At 69.5% G+C, this 18,701-nt stretch carries 12 protein-coding genes and 1 pseudogene; 11 read left to right on the top strand and 2 right to left on the bottom strand.

Annotated elements, in window-relative coordinates:
- Positions 1–224: 224 nt before the first annotated feature.
- The 5 genes from OG698_RS39145 (at position 225) to OG698_RS39125 (ending at position 8,051) form a co-directional block, all read left to right on the top strand.
- Complete coding sequence (locus tag OG698_RS39145; protein WP_406108773.1) at positions 225–785, top strand: hypothetical protein; 561 nt, start codon at positions 225–227, stop codon at positions 783–785.
- Entirely contained in the window at positions 782–1,459 is a 678-nt protein-coding gene (locus OG698_RS39140; protein WP_406108771.1) for a hypothetical protein, read from the top strand. Before OG698_RS39145 ends, OG698_RS39140 begins: the two co-directional genes overlap by 4 nt.
- Entirely contained in the window at positions 1,459–6,237 is a 4,779-nt protein-coding gene (locus OG698_RS39135; protein ID WP_406108769.1) for a putative T7SS-secreted protein, read from the top strand. The genes OG698_RS39140 and OG698_RS39135 overlap by 1 nt, the downstream gene beginning before the upstream one ends.
- 7 nt (positions 6,238–6,244) lie before the next feature.
- The gene (locus OG698_RS39130; protein WP_406108767.1) at positions 6,245–6,658 is read left to right on the top strand and encodes a hypothetical protein; all 414 of its coding nucleotides are present in this window, start codon (positions 6,245–6,247) and stop codon (positions 6,656–6,658) included.
- Positions 6,659–6,923: 265 nt separating this feature from the next.
- The gene (locus OG698_RS39125; RefSeq protein ID WP_406108765.1) at positions 6,924–8,051 is read left to right on the top strand and encodes an NADH:flavin oxidoreductase; all 1,128 of its coding nucleotides are present in this window, start codon (positions 6,924–6,926) and stop codon (positions 8,049–8,051) included.
- A 188-nt stretch (positions 8,052–8,239) separates the two neighbouring features.
- Here OG698_RS39125 and OG698_RS39120 read toward each other — a convergent pair whose 3' ends face one another.
- Positions 8,240–9,379 (bottom strand): LacI family DNA-binding transcriptional regulator, encoded by a 1,140-nt coding sequence (locus tag OG698_RS39120; protein WP_406108764.1) that lies wholly within the window; start codon positions 9,377–9,379, stop codon positions 8,240–8,242.
- Between the two features lie 35 nt (positions 9,380–9,414).
- Positions 9,415–10,242 (bottom strand): sugar phosphate isomerase/epimerase family protein, encoded by an 828-nt coding sequence (locus OG698_RS39115; protein ID WP_406108762.1) that lies wholly within the window; start codon positions 10,240–10,242, stop codon positions 9,415–9,417.
- A gap of 271 nt (positions 10,243–10,513) precedes the next feature.
- Here OG698_RS39115 and OG698_RS39110 point away from each other — a divergent pair.
- From OG698_RS39110 to OG698_RS39085, 6 genes and pseudogenes are all read left to right on the top strand, one after another.
- Positions 10,514–11,986: pseudogene (locus OG698_RS39110) on the top strand (ABC transporter substrate-binding protein).
- 52 nt (positions 11,987–12,038) lie between these two features.
- On the top strand, positions 12,039–13,058 hold the full coding sequence (locus OG698_RS39105) for a carbohydrate ABC transporter permease (RefSeq protein WP_406108761.1): 1,020 nt from the start codon (positions 12,039–12,041) through the stop codon (positions 13,056–13,058).
- A complete protein-coding gene (locus tag OG698_RS39100; RefSeq protein WP_406108759.1) occupies positions 13,058–13,897 on the top strand; it encodes a carbohydrate ABC transporter permease in 840 nt (279 codons plus the stop codon). The genes OG698_RS39105 and OG698_RS39100 overlap by 1 nt, the downstream gene beginning before the upstream one ends.
- A gap of 4 nt (positions 13,898–13,901) precedes the next feature.
- The gene (locus OG698_RS39095; RefSeq protein ID WP_406108757.1) at positions 13,902–15,116 is read left to right on the top strand and encodes a hypothetical protein; all 1,215 of its coding nucleotides are present in this window, start codon (positions 13,902–13,904) and stop codon (positions 15,114–15,116) included.
- 166 nt (positions 15,117–15,282) lie between these two features.
- The gene (locus OG698_RS39090) at positions 15,283–18,414 is read left to right on the top strand and encodes a Tn3 family transposase (protein ID WP_406108755.1); all 3,132 of its coding nucleotides are present in this window, start codon (positions 15,283–15,285) and stop codon (positions 18,412–18,414) included.
- A complete protein-coding gene (locus OG698_RS39085) occupies positions 18,411–18,623 on the top strand; it encodes a hypothetical protein (RefSeq protein ID WP_319645164.1) in 213 nt (70 codons plus the stop codon). Before OG698_RS39090 ends, OG698_RS39085 begins: the two co-directional genes overlap by 4 nt.
- The last annotated feature ends 78 nt before the right edge of the window (positions 18,624–18,701 follow it).

Genomic DNA, 18,701 nt, shown 5'->3' with positions numbered 1-18,701 from the left:
TTCCCCCGTCGACCGAGCCATCGAAGGTAGCGCGCGCACCGTCCGCCGGGCCAGCCCCTCCGGCCGGCCCCGCGCCCCGCACTGTGACAGGGGTGTGACAGCAGCACCGTTGCGGTCGTCAACATGCACTCGTGATGATGGGGCTTATGTCTGAGTACGGGGGCGAGTCGGACGAGCGGCCCGGGAACTCGATTCCGAGGTCACGCCTCGCTGACTACGCGGATATGACAGAGGCACCGGCGACACCTGCGCAGAGACCGCCGGCTTCGGAGACGGTTCCCGAGCCGGTTCCAGAGCCGGTTCCGGCCGCTCAAGAGCCCGAGCCCGATCCCGAGCCGGATGCGCAGAAGACTCAGCCCGTCGCACAGGAACCCGTACCCGAGGATCCTGAAGTCACCACGCGGCGGCGCGAGTTCCTTCGGCTGCTCGGCGAGTTCCGGCGTACGGCGGTACTGGTTCCGCTGGGCGACTTCCCCGGGACCGAGGACGAACGCGGCCTGCTGACCGCGGATTTCAACGGCATCCGATTCATCCTCGCGTTCTCCGACGAGCAGGCAATGGCCCGTTACGCCCAGGCACGCGGCGAGTTCAGCCGGGAATGGACCTACCGGACGATCCTCGGCGCCAGGTTGCTCGACGTGGCGGTGCCGGCGGCGGGAGTGCCGTGCGGGGTGGCGCTCGACTGCGCGGACGGGCCGGACGGCATGGTGTTTCCGCCGGTGCGGGGCATCGTGCCGGACGAGGCGGCGGTCGACCGTGACGAGGGCGAGAGGGGCAGCGCATGACCGGCGACGGAGGCGGTGGCGGCGGCGGCAAGGATCTGAAGACCGGCGGCCTGGCTCTGATCGCCAAGGGTCTGACCGAGGCCCTGGCCGAGCTGAAGGAGCTCGGCATGGTCGGTGAGGCCGGGGCCGGGCGCGGCTTCGGGGACATCGCCCTGTCCGGCCTGGAGTTGGGGCACGAAGGGCTGACCGGGGAGTTCAAGTCGTTCTGCGAGCGCTGGGAGTGGGGCGTGCGCTCGCTGGTGAACGAGGGCAACGGGTTCGCGGTGAAGACCGGCCTGTCCGCCGGTACGTACTACGAGACCGAGCAGTACGTCGAGGGATCGTTCAAGGTCGTCACGAACGCCGCGATCGGGAACCCGTACGCCTCCGAGGAAGAGGTCACCCAGAAGGGCTGGGGCGACATCGCCACGTCGGGCGCGTACGGCGGCGTGGACTACAGCAAGGAATCCTTCGACCAGGCCATGGCCAACAGCGGCCAGGGCTGGAAGGACGCCGGCCGCGACGTCATGACGTCACACACGCTGGGCCCCGCGGGCCTCAACCCCGAGAACCTGCACAACGCCCTCGGCGTTTCGGACGGTGAGTACGACCAGATGCTCGACGACACCTTCGGCCCCTCCCCCGAGGAACGGGCCGAGGCCGCCGGACAGCAGCAGGGCGGGGGTGAGGGCTGATGGGTTTCGGTGATCTCGTCGACGGAGTCAAGGGCGGTATCAACAAAGGGCTTTCGGCCGGTGAGGACCTCATCGACGCGGGCAAGAAGAAGGTCGGCGAGGGCGTCGACTACGCGACGAACAAGGTCGGCGACGGGCTGGACTACGTCGGCCTGCACGGGGCGGCCGACGCCGTGGAGGACTGGGGCGACGATGTCGCCTCGGACCTCGGTGCCACGCCCGGCGAGCAGCAGCTCGGACAGACCGAGGAGGCCAACGAACTCGTCCACGGCAACCCCGACAAGATCCGTGAGGCCGCGAAGCATCTCAAGGACTTCCACACGGCGTTCGACCACGTCTCGCAGGGGATGAGGAAGGTCGACTCGTCCGGGTGGGCGGGCGAGGGCGGTGATGCCTTCCGCAAGAAGTTCGGCGTGCACCCCACCAAGTGGGCCCAGGCGTCCGACGCCTGCGACAAGGCGGCGGGTGCGCTGGACGCGTACGCAGACACGGTCAAGTGGGCACAGGGCAAGGCCAAGGAAGCCGTAGAGCTGTACAAGAAGGGGCAGCAGGCGTCGAAGGACGCGGTCGACGCGTACAACAAGAAGGTCGACGCCTACAACGCCAAGATCAAGGCGAACGAAGACCCCGGCGCCAAGCCCGAGCCCTTCCAGGACCCCGGCAAGGCCGACATCAAGAAGGCCCACGAGACGCTCACCGAAGCGCGCGAGCAGCGCAACACCGCGGCCTCCGACGCCCAGGGCAAGGTGAAGGCGGCCCTCGCGCACGCTCCCGCCGAACCCCCGCCGCTCGACCGGCTCGGCAACACCGTCGTCGACGGCTACAAGGCCTACAACACCGAACTGACCCACGTCGTCGGCGGCGCTCTCAAAGGCACTGCCGGACTGGTCAACTTCGCCCGCGGCCTCAACCCCACCGACCCATACAACCTCACGCACCCGGCCGCGTACATGCAGAACGTCTCCATGACGCTCTCCGGCCTCGTCTCCACCGCCGCGCACCCCGAACGCATCGTCACCGCCGCAGTCGACGGCTTCAAGAAGGACCCCTCCGAGTTCGTCGGGCGCCTCATCCCCGAACTCATCGGCACCAAAGGCGCGGGCCTCGCGCGCAGCGGGCTGCGGCTCGGGCTCAGGACGGGGGCGAAGGACGTCGCCGAGAACGCGGCGCGCAGGACGGTGCGGGACAGTGAGCGGGGCGCGGGTCACACGGACGGCCCCAACCAGCACGGCCGTACCGAGAGTTCGGTGGAGAACAAGGGTTCCGACCCCATCGACATGGCCACGGGCCGGATGTATCTGCCGCAGACCGATGTCGTGCTGCCCGGAACCCTGCCGCTGGTCTTCACGCGGCGCGTCGAGTCGGGCTACCGCCTGGGCAAGTGGTTCGGCCCGTCGTGGTCGTCCACCGTCGACCAGCGCCTGGAGATCGACGGCGAGGGCGTCGTCTTCGTGACCGAGGACGGCCTGCTGCTCAGCTATCCGCACCCCGCCCCCGGCGTCCCGGTCCTGCCGACGCACGGCCCCGCCTGGCCCTTGGACCGTGTCGACGGCGGCTACACGGTCACCGACCGGCGCACCGGCCGCGTCCGGCACTTCGCGGACCGGGCCGAGGGCCTGGCGGTGCTGGAACAGATCGACGACCGCAACGGCAACTGGCTCACTTTCGAGTACGACGAGCAGGGCACACCGCTCGGCATCGTCGCCTCCGGTGGCTACCACCTGGAACTCACCACCGCCGACGGCCGTGTCACCGCCCTGCGTCTCGCCGGACCGTCCGGCGCCACGCATGTCGTCAAGGCCTACGGATACGACGCGGCGGGCCACCTCGGCGAGGTCCTCAACTCCTCGGGATCCGCCCTGCGGTTCACCTACGACGAGCGCGGCCGCGTCACGTCGTGGACGGACAGCAACGACCGCTCCTACACATATGCGTACGACGAGCAGGACCGGTGTGTCTCCGAACGCGGCTCGGAGGGGCACATGAGCCTGCGCCTGTCCTACGGCGAGGCGGACCCCGCGACGGGTCACCGGGTCACCACGACCACGACGGGCGAGGGCCATACGCGCCGCTTCCTCGTCAACAGCGCCAGCCAGATCGTCGCCGAGACCGATCCGCTCGGCCACACCACCCGCTTCACCCGTGACCACCGCAACCGGCTGCTCACCGCCGTCGACCCGCTCGGCCACACGGTCGACCACCGCTACGACGACGACGGCAATCCGGTCCTCGTCCGGCGCCCCGACGGACGCGAGACGCACGCCGAGTACGACGCGTCCGGGCGCCTGACCCGGCTCAAGGGTCCCGACGGCGCCACGCACCGCTACGCCTACGACGAGCGCGGCAACCGGATCTCGGCCACGGGCCCTTCGGGGCGGACCACGCACTACGCGTATGACGAGGCGGGTCACCTCACTGCGGTCACGGACCCGCTCGGGCACGTGACCCGGGTGCGCTGCGACCGCGCCGGGCTCGCCGTCGAGATCACCGACGCGCTCGGCGGCGTGACCCGCTACGGACGCGACGCCTTCGGCCGGCCCATCGCCCTCACCGATCCGACCGGCGCGACGACCCGTCTGGAATGGAGCGTCGAGGGACGGCTCACCCGCCGTGTCCGGCCCGACGGCACCGCCGAGTCATGGACGTACGACGGCGAGGGCAACTGCGTCACCCACACCGACCCGCTCGGCGGCGTCACGCGCCACGAGTACACCCACTTCGACCTGCTCACCGCCCGCACCTCCCCGGACGGCGTCCGCCACGAGTTCGAGCACGACGACGAACTACGGCTCACCAAGGTCACCAACCCGCAGGGCCTGACCTGGAGTTACGTCTACGACCCGGCCGGGCGCCTGACATCGGAGACCGACTTCGACGGCCGCACACTCAGCTACGCCCATGACGCCGCGAGCCGGCTCGTCGCCCGCACGAACGCGCTCGGGCAGACGACTTCCCTGGAACGCGACGCGCTCGGCCAGATCGTCCGCAAGGACGCCGACGGTCATGTCACGACCTTCGGTTACGACGTGACCGACGAGCTGGCCCAGGCGACGGGCCCCGACGGCTGCCATGTGAGCATCCTGCGCGACCGTCACGGCCGCGTCCGCTCCGAGACCGTCGGCGGCCGCGAACTCACCTACGCATACGACGAGTTGGGCCGCCGCACCGGCCGCACCACTCCCACCGGCGGTGCCACGGCCTGGTCCATCGACGCCGTGGGCCGCCGCACCGACCTGGTCGTGTCCGGTCGCGCCGTCGACCTGCGCTACGACGCGGCGGGCCGCGAGACGGCCCGGCACATCGGCGCGACGATCACCCTGGAGCAGGCCTTCGACCCGCTGGGGCGGCTGTCAGCCCAGTCGGTGACGGACGCGGACGGCCACACCGTCCAGCACCGCGAATACAGCTACCGCGCCGACGGCCACCTCACCGCCGTCGACGACCGGCTCGGCGGCGCCCGCCGCTTCGACCTGGACGCGGCGGGCCGGGTCACCGCGGTGCACGCGGCCGGCTGGACCGAGACGTACGCGTACGACACCGCGGGCAACCAGACCTCGGCGTCCTGGCCCGCCGAACATCCGGGCCAGGAGGCGACCGGCCCCCGCGCCTACCAGGGCACCCGCATCACCCGCGCCGGGAACGTCCGCTATGAGCACGACGCGCTGGGCCGCATCACGCTGCGGCAGAAGACCCGCCTTTCCCGTAAACCCGACACGTGGCGCTACGAGTGGGACGCCGAGGACCGCCTCGTCTCGGTCGTCACACCGGACGGCACCAGGTGGCGCTACACGTACGACCCGCTCGGCCGGCGCACGGCCAAGCTGCGCATCGGCGCGGACGGCGCGACCGTCGTCGAGCGCACCGTCTTCACCTGGGACGGCAGCACACTCTGCGAACAGACCACCAGCGCACCCCAGTTCCCGCACCCGGTCACCCTGACCTGGGACCACGTGGGCCGGCGCCCGCTCGCCCAGACCGAGCGCATCCACGCGGCCGACGCGCCGCAGACGGAGATCGACTCCCGCTTCTTCGCCATCGTCACCGACCTCGTCGGCACCCCGAGCGAACTCGTCGACGAGCAGGGCCGGGTCGCCTGGCACGCGCGCAGCACCCTCTGGGGAACCACGACCTGGACGGCTGACAGCGCGACGTACACGCCCCTGCGCTTCCCCGGCCAGTACTTCGACCCGGAGACGGGGCTCCACTACAACTACTTCCGCCACTACGACCCACAGACCGGCCGCTATCTCACCCCGGACCCGCTCGGCCTGACACCTGCGCCGAACCCTGCCGCGTACGTCGACAACCCGCACACCTGGAGCGACCCGCTCGGCCTCGCGCCGGAATACGACGGTGACGGGCCGAAGAAGCAGCCGCAGGGCGGCGACCATCCCGACGATCCGCGGGGCTACACCAAGCCGTCCATCGGCCGCTACGACTACTCCTGGTCGAACTACGACCGGGCCGTCAGCGCCGCCAGGGAGCACGCCGGCGGCGATCTCGGCGCGGACTCCATCAAAATGTACGACCACAACCCGAAGACGGGCGAGGGCACGGGCACCTTGATCGGCGAGCAGACTCCGGACAAGATGCGTGGCTGGCGGATCGACGGGCCGGACGGCCACGTCAACTACTGGGACTGGTCGGGAGGGAAGAAGGGAGCCGGCGGCGTGTACGGACACGACTGGTATCCGGACGACCCGACCACTCCCGGATCCCGCTACATCGGCTGGGCACCCTGGCAGGACAATGCCGGGAACTTTCTGGAAGGTAACTGAGTAAGACATGCCACCCCGTCTCACTGCCACGCTGGAATCCATCGGGGCCGCGCCCGACCTCGGCGCCTACGAAGAGCTGCTGGCACTCCTGGGAGGGACACTCGCCCCGCTGGCCGGTGTGCTGCGGCAGGCCTCCGGTGTCGTCGACGTCTCGGAGATGACGCTGCCGGAGACGTGCGCGCTGCTGCGTGCCGAGCTCGGCGACGTCGAGGGCCAGGTGCTGGCCGCGTGGCCCGGGGACGGGGTGGCGGTACGGCTCGCGCCCGAGCGGCTCCTGGAGCACTTCGACGACCTCTGGTACCCGGCCATGGACGACCTGGTCCTCGTCGGAACCACCGGCGAGGGCCGGAGACTCGTCGTCCTGGACCACGAGGAGCGACTCGCCTCGACACCCCTCAGCGCCGTCGTCGACCAGCCTTAGCGCCTTTCGTCCGGATCGGGCCGGATCAGGGAGCGGGGTCATGGGGGGGTCCCCCCTGCTCGAGCGACGCCGAGAGCTCGGGGAAGTGCGTGCCGGACCCCGCGAGCCCAGCCTGATCCAGACGAAGGGGCCCGGGTCCCGGGACCGTGGCCGGGATCACAGGAGGGCGCGGCTGGCCTGCGGAATGTCATGGAGGCCGGAACGGTTGGCACACGCGGATTCCATGCTTGTGCACATACCGACTGGTACTTAAGAGGAGCACTCCGTGACTGATGCCGCGTCGCCCGTTTCCCGCGCTGCCGAGATCCTGTCCAGCCCGATCGCGCTGAACGGCCTGAAAGTCCCGAACCGCATCGCGATGGCGCCCATGACGCGCATGTTCTCGCCGAACGGCATCCCGGGCGAGGACGTTCGGTCCTACTACTCCCGCCGCGCCGCCGCTGGCGTGGGCCTGATCGTCACCGAGGGGACCTACGTCGGCCACGACTCGGCCGGCGAGAGCGACCGGGTGCCGCGCTTCCACGGCGAGGAGCAGCTGGCCGGATGGGCGAAGGTCGCCGAGGACGTGCACGCGGCGGGCGGCACGATCGTGCCGCAGCTGTGGCACATCGGCATGGTGCGCCAGCAGGGCAAGCCGCCCTTCGCCGAGGCCCCGGCCGTCGGCCCCTCGGGCCTTCGCATCGACGGCACCGAGGGCACGGGCAAGGCGATGACCCAGGGCGACCTGGACGACGTCATCGGCGCGTTCGCGCAGGCCGCCAAGGACGCCGAGCACATCGGCTTCGACGGCGTGGAGGTGCACGGCGCCCACGGCTACCTGCTCGACCAGTTCCTCTGGGCCGGGACCAATCGCCGTACCGACGGCTACGGTGGCGACGCCGTGGCCCGCACGAAGTTCGCCGCCGAGATCGTCGCCGCGATCCGCGAGAACGTCTCCCCCGGATTCCCGGTGATCTTCCGCTACTCGCAGTGGAAGCAGGAGGCCTACGAGGCGCGGCTCGCCGAGACCCCTGAGGAGCTCGAGGCGATCCTCAACCCCCTCACCGCGGCCGGCGTCGACGCCTTCCACGCCTCCACCCGCCGCTACTGGAACCCGGAGTTCGACGGCTCGGACCTGAACCTGGCGGGCTGGACCAAGAAGCTCACCGGCAAGCCCACCATCACGGTCGGCTCCGTCGGCCTCGACGGCGACTTCATCCGCGCCTTCATGGGCGAGGGCTCCGCGGTCAAGGGCATCGACGACCTCCTCGACCGCCTGGAGCGCGACGAGTTCGACATGGTCGCCATCGGCCGCGCCCTGCTCCAGGACCCGGAGTGGGCGGCGAAGGTCCTGGCGGGCCGCTTCGACGAACTGACGCCGTACGACGCGGCGGCACTCAAGACACTGAGCTAGGGCCTCACAGTGGGAGTGGGGGGTAGCCGGTGTGCCCCCTGCCCCTTCTGGTCCACGACCATGGCCGGGCCGAGCTGGGGTCCTGCACGTCGAGGTTCGGCGCCTTCATCCGGTCGACGGCCACGCCAAGCGATCGGCCTTGCCCATCGCGACCGTCGACGGGAGTCACCGGTGTTCTGCTGCTCGGCTCAGCGGGACCGCGTCGACGGGGCCGCGCTCGTCTCGCGTACTCGTAGTTCCATCGGGATCAGTCGGGGTTCCGTGTCGCCCGAGGCTGTCATCAGCGCTTCCAGGGTTTCGGCGGCCTGACGGCCCAGGTCGTCGCGGGCCATGGAGACGGTGGTGAGCCGGCGTGAACCGGGCAGGTCGTCGAGGGGGGAGATGTCGTCGCAGCCGATGACCGCCATGTCGTCGGGGATGCGCAGGCCGGACTCCTCCAGTGCGCTCGCCGCGCCCCGGGCCACGAGGTCGTTGTACGCGACGACCGCGGTGACGTCCAGGGCGCGCACGGCGCCCGCCGCGTCGTACCCGTGCCGGGCCGTGTGGCCGCAGGGGATCACCGTGACCTCGACCCCGAACGCCGCGGCGGCGTCGAAGGCGCGGATGCGTTCCGCGTTGGCCCAGGACGCCTCGGGCCCGCTGAGATAAGCGACCCGGCGGTGTCCGAGCTGGCTGAGGTGTCCGCAGACCAGGGTCATTCCGCCGTAGAAGTCGGCGGAGACCGACGGGATGTTCAGCCCGGGAACGATGCGGTTGACCAGGACCACGTGGTGGCCGCGCAGGGCCAGATCGACCAGTGCGGTGCGCTCCATGCGCGGGGAGCACAGGAGCACGCCGTCGCAGCACCCCATGAGGTCCTCCGCGAGTTCGTGCTCGCTCGCCGCGTCCTCGTCCGACTCCATCACCATCACCCGCCGCCCGTGCGAACGGGCCACCGCGGAAACGGACTTGAGGACGTCGGGGAAGTACGGGTTGGCCAGGTCCGGGACGAGAACGCCGATGGCACCGGCCTCGCCGCGGGCCAGCCCCTGCGCGGCGGCATTGGGCCGGTAGCCGAGTTCGGCCACCGCGTCGTGCACCCGGCGGACGAGTTCGGGGTCGACGCGGGCCGTGCCGTTGAGCACCCGGGAGACGGTGGACGTGGACACTCCGGCCGCCGTGCCGACGTCCGTGATCGTCACGCGCCGCGGACGGGCGCCCTTCCGCCCGGCGGACGGGCCTGCCGGGCTCTCCGGTCCGGACTTTTCCGCAAGCTCCCGCGCCGCGCGGCGCGCCCCCGCGGACGCCCCGGAGCCGTCCTTCGCGTCCGGAACCTTTGAAGTAACCAAAGCCAGCTCCCCGTTGCCCATCCTCTTTCGCCAGCCTAGTTCGTCGTGCTGTCGGCCGATGCGCCGCGCCCCGCTCCGAGCAGGAGTCCGCGCAGGTGGGCGACGTCCCGGCGGACCGCGGTGAACGGATCGTCGGTCGGGTAGTGGACGTGCAGGGAGAGCGGTCCCGTGTAGCCGAGCGCGTCGAGCCCGGGCAGGATCGTGTGCCAGGGAACGACACCGCCGTCGGCGAGCGGCTGCCATACGCAGGTCCATTCGCCGGGGCGCGCCTCCGGCTCCCACACCGCGTTCTTCACGCCCACGCAGCCGACCCGGCCCGGGCCGCCGATCACGTCAAGGGTGAGGCGCCAGTGCTCGCTGCCCTCCTTGGCCTGGTTGCCGGGGTCGGGGTGGACGTGAATGCCGTCGAGGCCGGTCAGGAGCCGTGCCGCGTGTGCGGCCGAGGGGTGCAACGTCCCGTGGTGCAGGGCGAGTACGAGCCGGACGCCGTGACGTGCCGCGAGCTCGGCGAGGCCGGCGAGGTCCCGGCGGGCCCTGTCGACGGCTGCGGCGTGCTCGATTCGCGCGTCGTAGCGGTAGAACCCGAGCCGCAGCAGTGTCGCCCCTGCCTCGGCGCAGTGCCCGATGACGCGCTCCGCCTCGCGGTCCGCCGTGGTCAGGTCCGTGCTGACCATGCCCAGGTCCAGTCCGTTGCCCCGTAGGGCCCGGGTTGTCTCGGCGATGCGCCCCACCGTGTCCGGTGTGACGGTGTGCCCGTCCCTGACCAGTAGATCCGCGCCGTCCGCACCGGCCTGCGCCAGGCGGTCGGCCAGCTGCTGCGGCGGCGCATCCCCGAACGGCTTCGTGAGAACCAGAACCTTCACCACTTGCTCCTTCCGCGTGAAAGCGTTCCCTGAACTTACCTTGCCCTCGACCTCCATATCGAGAACTCGGGGAATTTTGCAGGTCAGTAGCTACGTGGGCAGACAGACGCGCGTGATCGACAAAATTCCGTCTGTGAAAACGCTTGCTCGACCCAGTGATGCGCCCTAACGTCAGCCGCGCTTCAGTCCCGAGGACCGTCAGGCACGTACAGGACGGTCAGGCACGTCAGGGCCGTCACGGCCGCCGTCTCGACAGAGCAGGAGCCGACCAATGGGCATGGGGACAGCGTTCGGAGCGCGGGCATCCACGGCGGGCGGCAGGCTGGCGCTTGCCTGCGCGTTGGTGGTGCCGCTGCTCGCGGCATGCGGCGGAGGTTCGGGAAGCTCGGGCACCACGCTGAAGATCTGGGACTACTCGGCGGAGCAGACGGACTTCCACAAGAAGGTCGCCGAGGAGTTCCACCGGCAGCACCCCGACATCACCGTGCAGTGGCAGTCGATCGCGCAGGACGAGTACAAGCGGACGCTCCCGCTGGCCTTCCAGAGCCACCAGGGGCCGGACATCTTCTACTGGAGCGACAACGGCCCGCTGGCGATGTCCCAGCTGATGGGCCAGAAGTGGATCCAGCCGCTGAACGGCGGCGCCGCGCTGCCCGCAAGCTTCACGAAGCGCTGACCCAAGGGCTCGTTCACCGACGGCGTCAACCAACTCGGTGGCAAGACCTACGGGTTCCCCCTGTCGGAGAGCACCTACTGGGGCCCCGGCTACATGTTCCTCAACAAGAAGGTCTTCAAGGACGCGGGCCTGGACACCGCGAAGCCGCCGAAGTCCTGGTCCGACCTGAAGAGCGCCTGCGCCCGTATCAAGGAGAAGACGAAGGCGTACTGCATCGCCTCGCCCACCAAGGACGTCGACTTCCAGCGCATCTTCTACGCCCTGGCCTCGGGCGAGTACACGACCAACGACCTGTTCTTCGACTACAGGAAGGGCACGTTCTCGCTGTCCGAACCGCAGGCGCAGAAGGTGTTCTCGTTCATCCAGGAGCTGAAGAAGGACGGCTATCTGGCTCCCGGCAACAACGACAAGAACTTCTCCCGGCAGCAGTTCGCAGCGGGCCAGGCGGGGATCATGATGGACGGCACCTGGCTGCCGTCGGTGCTCAAGACCCTCGGCCTCGACTCCTCCGGGTACACGGTGGCCGCGCATCCGGTCCCCGACTCGGGCAGCAAGGGTTCCCTGTGGAGCCAGCCCGACGGCAACAAGTACTGGGTGAGCGCGGACAGCAAGCAGTCCAAGGCCGCCTGGACGCTCCTCGACTGGATGACGCAGCCCGACGGCTACTTCGCCAAGCAGTACCTGGCGGGCGGCTTCGGAACCCTGGCGTTCGCGGACAACAAGCGCTACATCAAGGATCCGGCGATCCAGCAGATCATGCGCATCGCCGATGAGCCCGCCTTCCGCGTGAAGCTGCCGCTGCCCCTCGCCAAGTGCCCCGACCTGGTCAGGTCCACGGCGTATGTGAAGGCGATCGGCCAGCGGCCCACCTGGGAGTACGAGGCGATGACCGGGGCGCTGAACTCCGGCACGTCACTGGGAGCCGAGGCCGGGCGGATCGTCGATCAGCGACAGAAGACCCTCACCTCCGAGCTCAAGAAGGAGGCGGCCAAGGGCCTGAAGGTCTCCATGGACTGCTTCACGTTCCCCGACTGGTCGTACACCTCCGACTACCGAGCGGCCGAATAGCCACCCACCGCCCCGTCAGACGGACTTCGGCCAGGACCGCAAAGGACCTCACATGGCTCTCGCCCCCACCAGTTCGCGTCCACCCGACGCGGCCTCCACCTCCGTCCGCCTCCGCAGCCGGGCGCGCCGGCGCCGGCCCGCGCTGCCGCCGGAGGGGAACCGTGAACGCGCCAAAGGACGCGACCGGCTGTGGGTGGCGGCCTTCCTCGTGCCCTTCCTCGTCCTGTATCTGGGGTTCACGCTGTGGCCACTGATCGCGACGGTCTCCTACTCGTTCTTCGACTGGTCCGGCACCGGGCCGCTGAACAACTTCGTCGGCGGCGGCAACTACAGCCGCGTCCTCGGCGATCCGCTGTTCTGGCAGGCCGTCGTCAACACCCTGCTGTTCGCCCTCGGCACGACGTTGATCAAGCTGCCGCTCTCGCTGCTCGCCGCCCTGGTGATGACCCGGAAGTGGCTGCGGGCGAAGAAGGCGCTGCGGACCGTCTTCTTCGCGCCGCTGATCATCCCGGTGGCCATGGCGGGCCTTGTCTTCACGTATCTGCTCAACCCGTCCAACGGCGCGCTCAACTCCGCACTGCACAGCCTCGGCCTGACCGACGGCACGACCGATGTCTTCGCCAACCGCTGGACGGCGATGCTGGCCCTGATCCTCATCTCGGTCTGGCAGGTGTTCGGCCAGTACATGATCTATTGGATGGCCGCGCTGCAGAACGTGCCCGACGAGCTGTACGAGGCAGCGGCCCTCGACGGAGCCGGTGAGTGGCAGAAGCTCACCCGGATCACCTTGCCGCTGATCCGCCCGGTGGCCGTCGTCATCGTGATGCTCGCCCTGGTCAACGCCATGCACGTCTTCGGCCTCGTCGTCACGCTGACCGGCGGCGGCCCCAGCACGAGCACGTACGTCGTCTCGTACTTCATCTACAAGCAGGCGTTCGGTTCGATGCCCTTCGCCTACGGATACGCCTCGGCCGCGGCCCTGCTGTTCTCCGTCATGGCGTTCCTCCTCGTCACCAGCCAGGGCCTGTTCGTGCGCCGCGCGCAGAAGCTGCGGAAGGAGTATGGAGTCTGATGCCTCGTCGTCTCTCGCGGCCCGCGCGGGCCAACCTCGTCGCGCTGCCCTTGCTCATCGTGATCGGCCTCATCTGGGTCTATCCGTTCCTGTGGATCGTCACGGGCGCGTTCAAGACGCAGAACGGCCTTTTCACCGGCGGCGCCGGCCTTGTGCCCGACCAGTGGAACTTCGACAACTTCCGGCGTGCTTGGGTGGATGCCGGATTCTCGAAGTTCTTCTTCAACACGGTCGTGTACGCGGTCGTTTCCACGCTCATCGAACTCTTCAAGTCGGCGCTGTGCGGCTACATTCTGGCCCGCTACGAATTCCCCGGCCGAAAGGCCCTGCACCGGCTGATCGTCGCCACCCTGTTCGTGCCGGTGGCCTCCATCATCATTCCCCAGTTCGTTCTCGTGGACAGTCTCGGTCTGCTGAACACCCGGGCCGGCGTGATCCTGGCGATGTCCGGTGCGGCGGGCGCGCTGTACGTGCTGCTGTTCGTCGGGTTCTTCGCGGGCGTGCCGAGCGATCTGTTCGACGCGGCGAAGCTCGACGGCGCGGGGTTCCTACGTACGTTCCGGCTCGTCCTGCCGCTCGCGAAACCCGTTGTCGCGGTGGTCGTCATCTTCCAGTTCATCAGCAACTGGAATGAGTTCAATATCCCGTTGGTGTTCACTCTGGGCCAGCCGGATCTGCAGAATCTCGCGGTCGGGATGCTGTCCTTCAAGGGCGAGCATTCCGTGGACTGGACCGGATTCGCCGCCGGAATGACGCTGTCCGTCATTCCGATGCTCGTTGTCTTCATCTTCTTCCAGAGCTACTTCGTGCGCGGCCTGGCCGGCGCCACCAAGGAGTGACCCCGTGACCACCGAGCCGCCAGGCTCCACCCGACTCGACGGCACGTTCGCCTACACCTGGGACCTGGTGGGCGACTCCGCGGCGGCCGAGCGCATCGCCTCGCTGGGCGTGGGCTCCGTCGCCCTCCAGGCCGCATACCACTCGGTACGTGCCATGACGCCGCACCACCCCGCCCACCGCATCGTGCACGCCACGCACGCCGCCGCCTACTTCCCGCTCGATCCGCACGACTGGCGCGGCACGCGCCTCAGACCGGCCGCACCGGGCTGGGGCATCGACGTGAGCGACCGGTTCGGCACGGCGGCCTCGGCGCTGCGCCGCCAGGGGCTGCGCGTCGAGGCGTGGCTGGTGCTCACGCACGCCACGACGCTGGGGGACCGAGCCCCCGACCTGACGGTGCGCAACGCGTTCGACGAGCGCTACGGCTACGCCCTGTGCCCGGCGCAACCCGAAGTGGTCGCGTACGCAACGCAGTTGGTGCGGTCGTTCTGCGCACGGTACGACGGCGCCGAGGTGCCCGCGCTGATGCTGGAGGCGTGCGGCTGGCTCGGCTTCGAGCACGGCAGCCACCACGAGAAGACCGCGGGCGCCGACCTCGGCGCCGGCTGCCGGAACCTCCTGTCGATCTGTCTGTGCGAGCCGTGCCGCCGGGGCATCGCAGCCGCCGGTGCGGACCCGGCCGTGGTCGCCGCGGCCGTGCGCCGCACCGTGGACGCGGAGCTGCGGGACGGGCGCCGTGTGCCGGACAGCTTCGCCGAATCGCTCGGCGATCAGGCAGCGAGGGCCGTGCTGGGCCACCGTCGGCAGGTCATCGAGGATCTGACACACCGGATCGCGGCCGAGGCGCCGGGCCGCGAACTGCTTCTGATGGCGGACGGCGACCCGCAGGTCACAGGGCCCGACAGCGGACTCGACCTGAGCCGCTTCGACGGGCCCGCCGACGCCGTGGTCGTCAAGTGCTGGGATGACGAGGACCGTTCGGCGGCACGCATCAAGCACGCCGTGGCCGCGAGCCCGCTCCCGGTCATCGCCAACGTCTCCGTCCTCGACGAGCCCCCCGCCGACCTCGCCCGTCGAGTGGCACGGCTGCGGGCCGCCGGGGCGCAGCAATTCCGCTACTACCACGCGGGCCTGGCCTCGCCCGCCCGACTGCGCGCCTTGCGCGCGGCGGCAGGCACCACCGCAGACATCACACCGACACAAGAGGGAGCAGCGTGACCAACGAGCGACTCACCGGGATGTACGTGATCGGCCTTGGGGACCAGCTGAACAGCCAGTAACGCTAAGCACTTGATCTTGGGCTTCTAGCACGGGTGATCGGTGCAGTGCGGGGGTTCGGCGGAAGGTACCCGATCGCTGGTGGGGGGTGGTTACGGTCCGCCGCATGCCGGTGGAATTTCTGACTGATGAGCAGGCTGAGGCGTATGGGAAGTTCGCCGAGGAGCCGACGAGGCCCGAGTTGGAGCGGTTCTTCTTCCTTGATGACGAGGACCTGAAGCTGATCGCGAAGCGGCGCGGTGACCACAACCGTCTTGGCTTCGCGCTCCAGATGTGCACGGTGCGGTACATCGGGCTGTTCCTGGAGGACCCCCTCGCGGTGCCGTGGCCTGTCGTCGAGCATCTGGCCGAGCAGCTGGGGATCGGGGATGTCTCCCAGATCAAGCGGTATACCGAGCGCAGGCCGACGCCGTACGAGCACGCGTGGGAGATACGTGACGCGTACGGCTACCACTCGTACGAGGACCACGCCCAGGGCCGGAAGTTCCGGGCGTTCCTGCATGGCCGGGCGTGGACGGCGCACGCGGAGGGGCCGAAGGCTCTGTTCGATCACGCGGTGGGCTGGCTGCGCCGTAACCGGGTGCTGCTGCCAGGGGTGAGCGTGCTGGCCCGGCAGGTCGCCGAGGTCCGTGGTGTCGCGGACAAGCGGCTGCACGCCACGGTCGCCAGGGCGGCCCGGCGCGCGGACCCGGCTCTGCCCGGCGACCTGGTCGCCACGCTGAAGACGCCGGAGGGCAAACGGCATTCGGAGCTGGAGCGGATGCGCCGGCCGCCGACGCGGACCACCGGCACCGCGATGAAGGCCGCGTTGCAGCGGGTCGAGGACATCGCCGCTTTCCAGCTGGGCCGTCTCAAGCTGGAGCAGGTTCCGCCGAACCGGCTGTCCGCGCTGGCCCGGTACGGGCTGGGCACCAAGGCGCCGAAGCTGGAGCGGACCCCGGAGCCCAAGCGCACGGCGATGCTCACCGCGGTGATGCGCCACCTGGAGGCGAAGGCGATCGACGACGCGCTGGACCTTTTCGAGATCCTGATGGCCACCCGGCTGATCAGCTCCGCGAGGCGGTCCACGGACAAGCAGCGCCTGTCCACGCTGCCGCAGTTGGAGAAGGCGGCACGGATCACCGCCCGGGTCTCGAAGGTGATCATCGAGGAGCTGGAGCTCATCGAGGCGAGCGGCTGCGATGTCGACGTGGCCGCGCTGTGGCGGGCCTTGGAGGAGGTCGCGCCCCGGGCCGCGCTCTCCAGCGCGGCGGCCACGGTGGTGAGCCTGGTGCCGGAGGACGACGGCACGGCGGAGGCCGCGCTGCGTGGGGCGCTGGCGCTGCGCTACAACACCGTCAGGCCGTTCCTGTCGCTGCTGGGTGAGTCGAAGGCGCTGGACGCGGCACCGGCCGGCAGACGGATCCTCACCGGTGTGCAGCGGCTCCCGGCTCTCTCCCGGCGGAAGGTGGGCGAGAAGCCGCTGCTGCCGCGCGAGGTCGACGACAAGCTGGTGCCGGCGCACTGGCGCAAGGCGGTGTACGCGAACGCGGAGCTGCCGCAGGGGGCGGTGGACCGGGATGCGTACGCGGTGTGCGTGCTGGAGCAGCTGTTCGGCGCGCTGAGGCGCCGCGACGTCTTCGCCTCGCCCTCGCATCGCTGGTCCGACCCGCGCGCCCGGCTGCTTCGGGGCAAGGGGTGGGAGGCGGTGCGCGAGGACGTCCTTGCGGGCCTGAGCCTGGACGAGGACGCCGAACTGCACCTTCGGGAACTGGTCGCCGTGCTGGACGCGACGTGGAAGCAGATGGCCGAGCGCCTGGTGGAGGCGGGTGCCGACGCGAAGATCAGTATCGAGGTGCAGCCGAACGGCCGGGCGAAGCTGAACGTGGAGAAGCTCCATGCGCTCGGTGAGCCGAAGTCGCTGAAGTGGCTGCGTGAGCGTGTTGAGAAGATGCTTCCGAAGATCGACCTGCCGGACCTGCTGTTCGAGGTGTACTCATGGACCGGGTTCCTGGACGCTTTCGTGCATCTGGGCGACGGCAGAACCCGGATGAAGGACCTGACCACCTCGGTCGTCGCCCTGCTGGTGAGCGAGGCGTGCAACATCGGGATGACCCCGGTCATCAGCCCGAACCACGAGGCTCTGACCCGCTCCCGGCTGGTCCACGTCGACCAGTACTACTTGCGCGCCGACACCATCGCCGCGGCGAACGCGGCCCTGATCGCCGCCCAGGCCCAGGTGCCGATCGTGCAGTTCTGGGGCAAGGGCCTGCTGGCCTCCGTCGACGGCCTGCGGTTCGTCGTCCCCGTCCGCACCATCAACGCCGCACCCTCACCCAAGTACTTCGCGAAGAAGACCGGCATCACATGGCTGAACGCCATCAACGACCAGGTCATCGGCATCGGGCAGATGGTGGTGCCCGGTACCCCGCGCGACTCCCTGTTCATCCTGGACGCTTTATTGAACCTGGACGGCGGGGTGAAGCCGGAGATGGTTGCCACCGACAACGCCTCCTACTCCGACATGGTCTTTGGCATCTTCAAGCTGCTCGGCTACCGCTTCTCCCCGCGCTTCAAGGACCTTCAAGACCAGCGGTTCTGGAAGGCCCAGATGCCCGGCGCCGAGACGGCCGGCGGGTACGGGCCGCTGGAGGCGATCGCGCGGAACAAGGTGAACGTGAAGAAGGTGATCACGCACTGGCCGGACATGCTGCGGGTCGCCGGTTCCCTGGTCACCAACCAGGTCCGCGCCTACGACCTGCTGCGGATGTTCGGCCGCGAGGGGCATCCCGCCCCGCTGGGGCAGGCGTTCGCCGAGTACGGGCGCATCGCCAAGACCCTGCACTTGCTCGCCGTCGTCGACCCGGTCGACGACACCTACCGCCGCCAGATGCACAAGCAACTCACGGTGCAGGAATCCCGCCACAAGCTCGCCCGCGACATCTGCCACGGCAAGAAGGGAACCATCCACCAGGCGTACCGGGACGGGATGGAGGACCAGCTCGGGGCGCTGGGGCTCGTGCTGAACGCCGTGGTCCTGTGGACGACGCGCTACATCGACGCCGCCGTCGCCCAGCTCCGCGCGGAGGGCTACGAGATCCGCGACGAGGACGTCGCCCGGCTCTCCCCGCTCAAGCACAAGAATCTGAACGTCCTGGGCCGCTACAGCTTCACCGCCTCCCAGCCGGTGAAGGGGCTGCGGCCCCTGCGCGACCCGGATGCTGTCGACCTCGACGATGACGACGGCCAGGAGGAGTGAGCGCCGCATCCGCCGTCCGGGGCGGGTCGTTGTACTTCGAGAAGGCCACCGCCGACCGGCGGGGGCAGCGAGAAGGGGGCGCCGGTATGACCGTGACCGACTCGTACGACGAGATGAGGGAGCACCCGCGGGAGGCCAACGAGCGGTTCGCCGCCGACCGCAGGGACACGACGATGACCATCCGCTTCGAACCCATCGAGGTGACCTGACCTGCACGAAGCCTCTATTTTCGTGTCAGAGTCAAGCTCAGCGTCCAGCTTCAAAGCCTCCATGGCCCAGCGGCACCG

The sequence above is a fragment of the Streptomyces sp. NBC_01003 genome (assembly GCF_045162695.1).
Taxonomy (GTDB): Bacteria; Actinomycetota; Actinomycetes; order Streptomycetales; family Streptomycetaceae; genus Streptomyces.
This window is presented reverse-complemented; position numbering and strand designations above follow the sequence as displayed.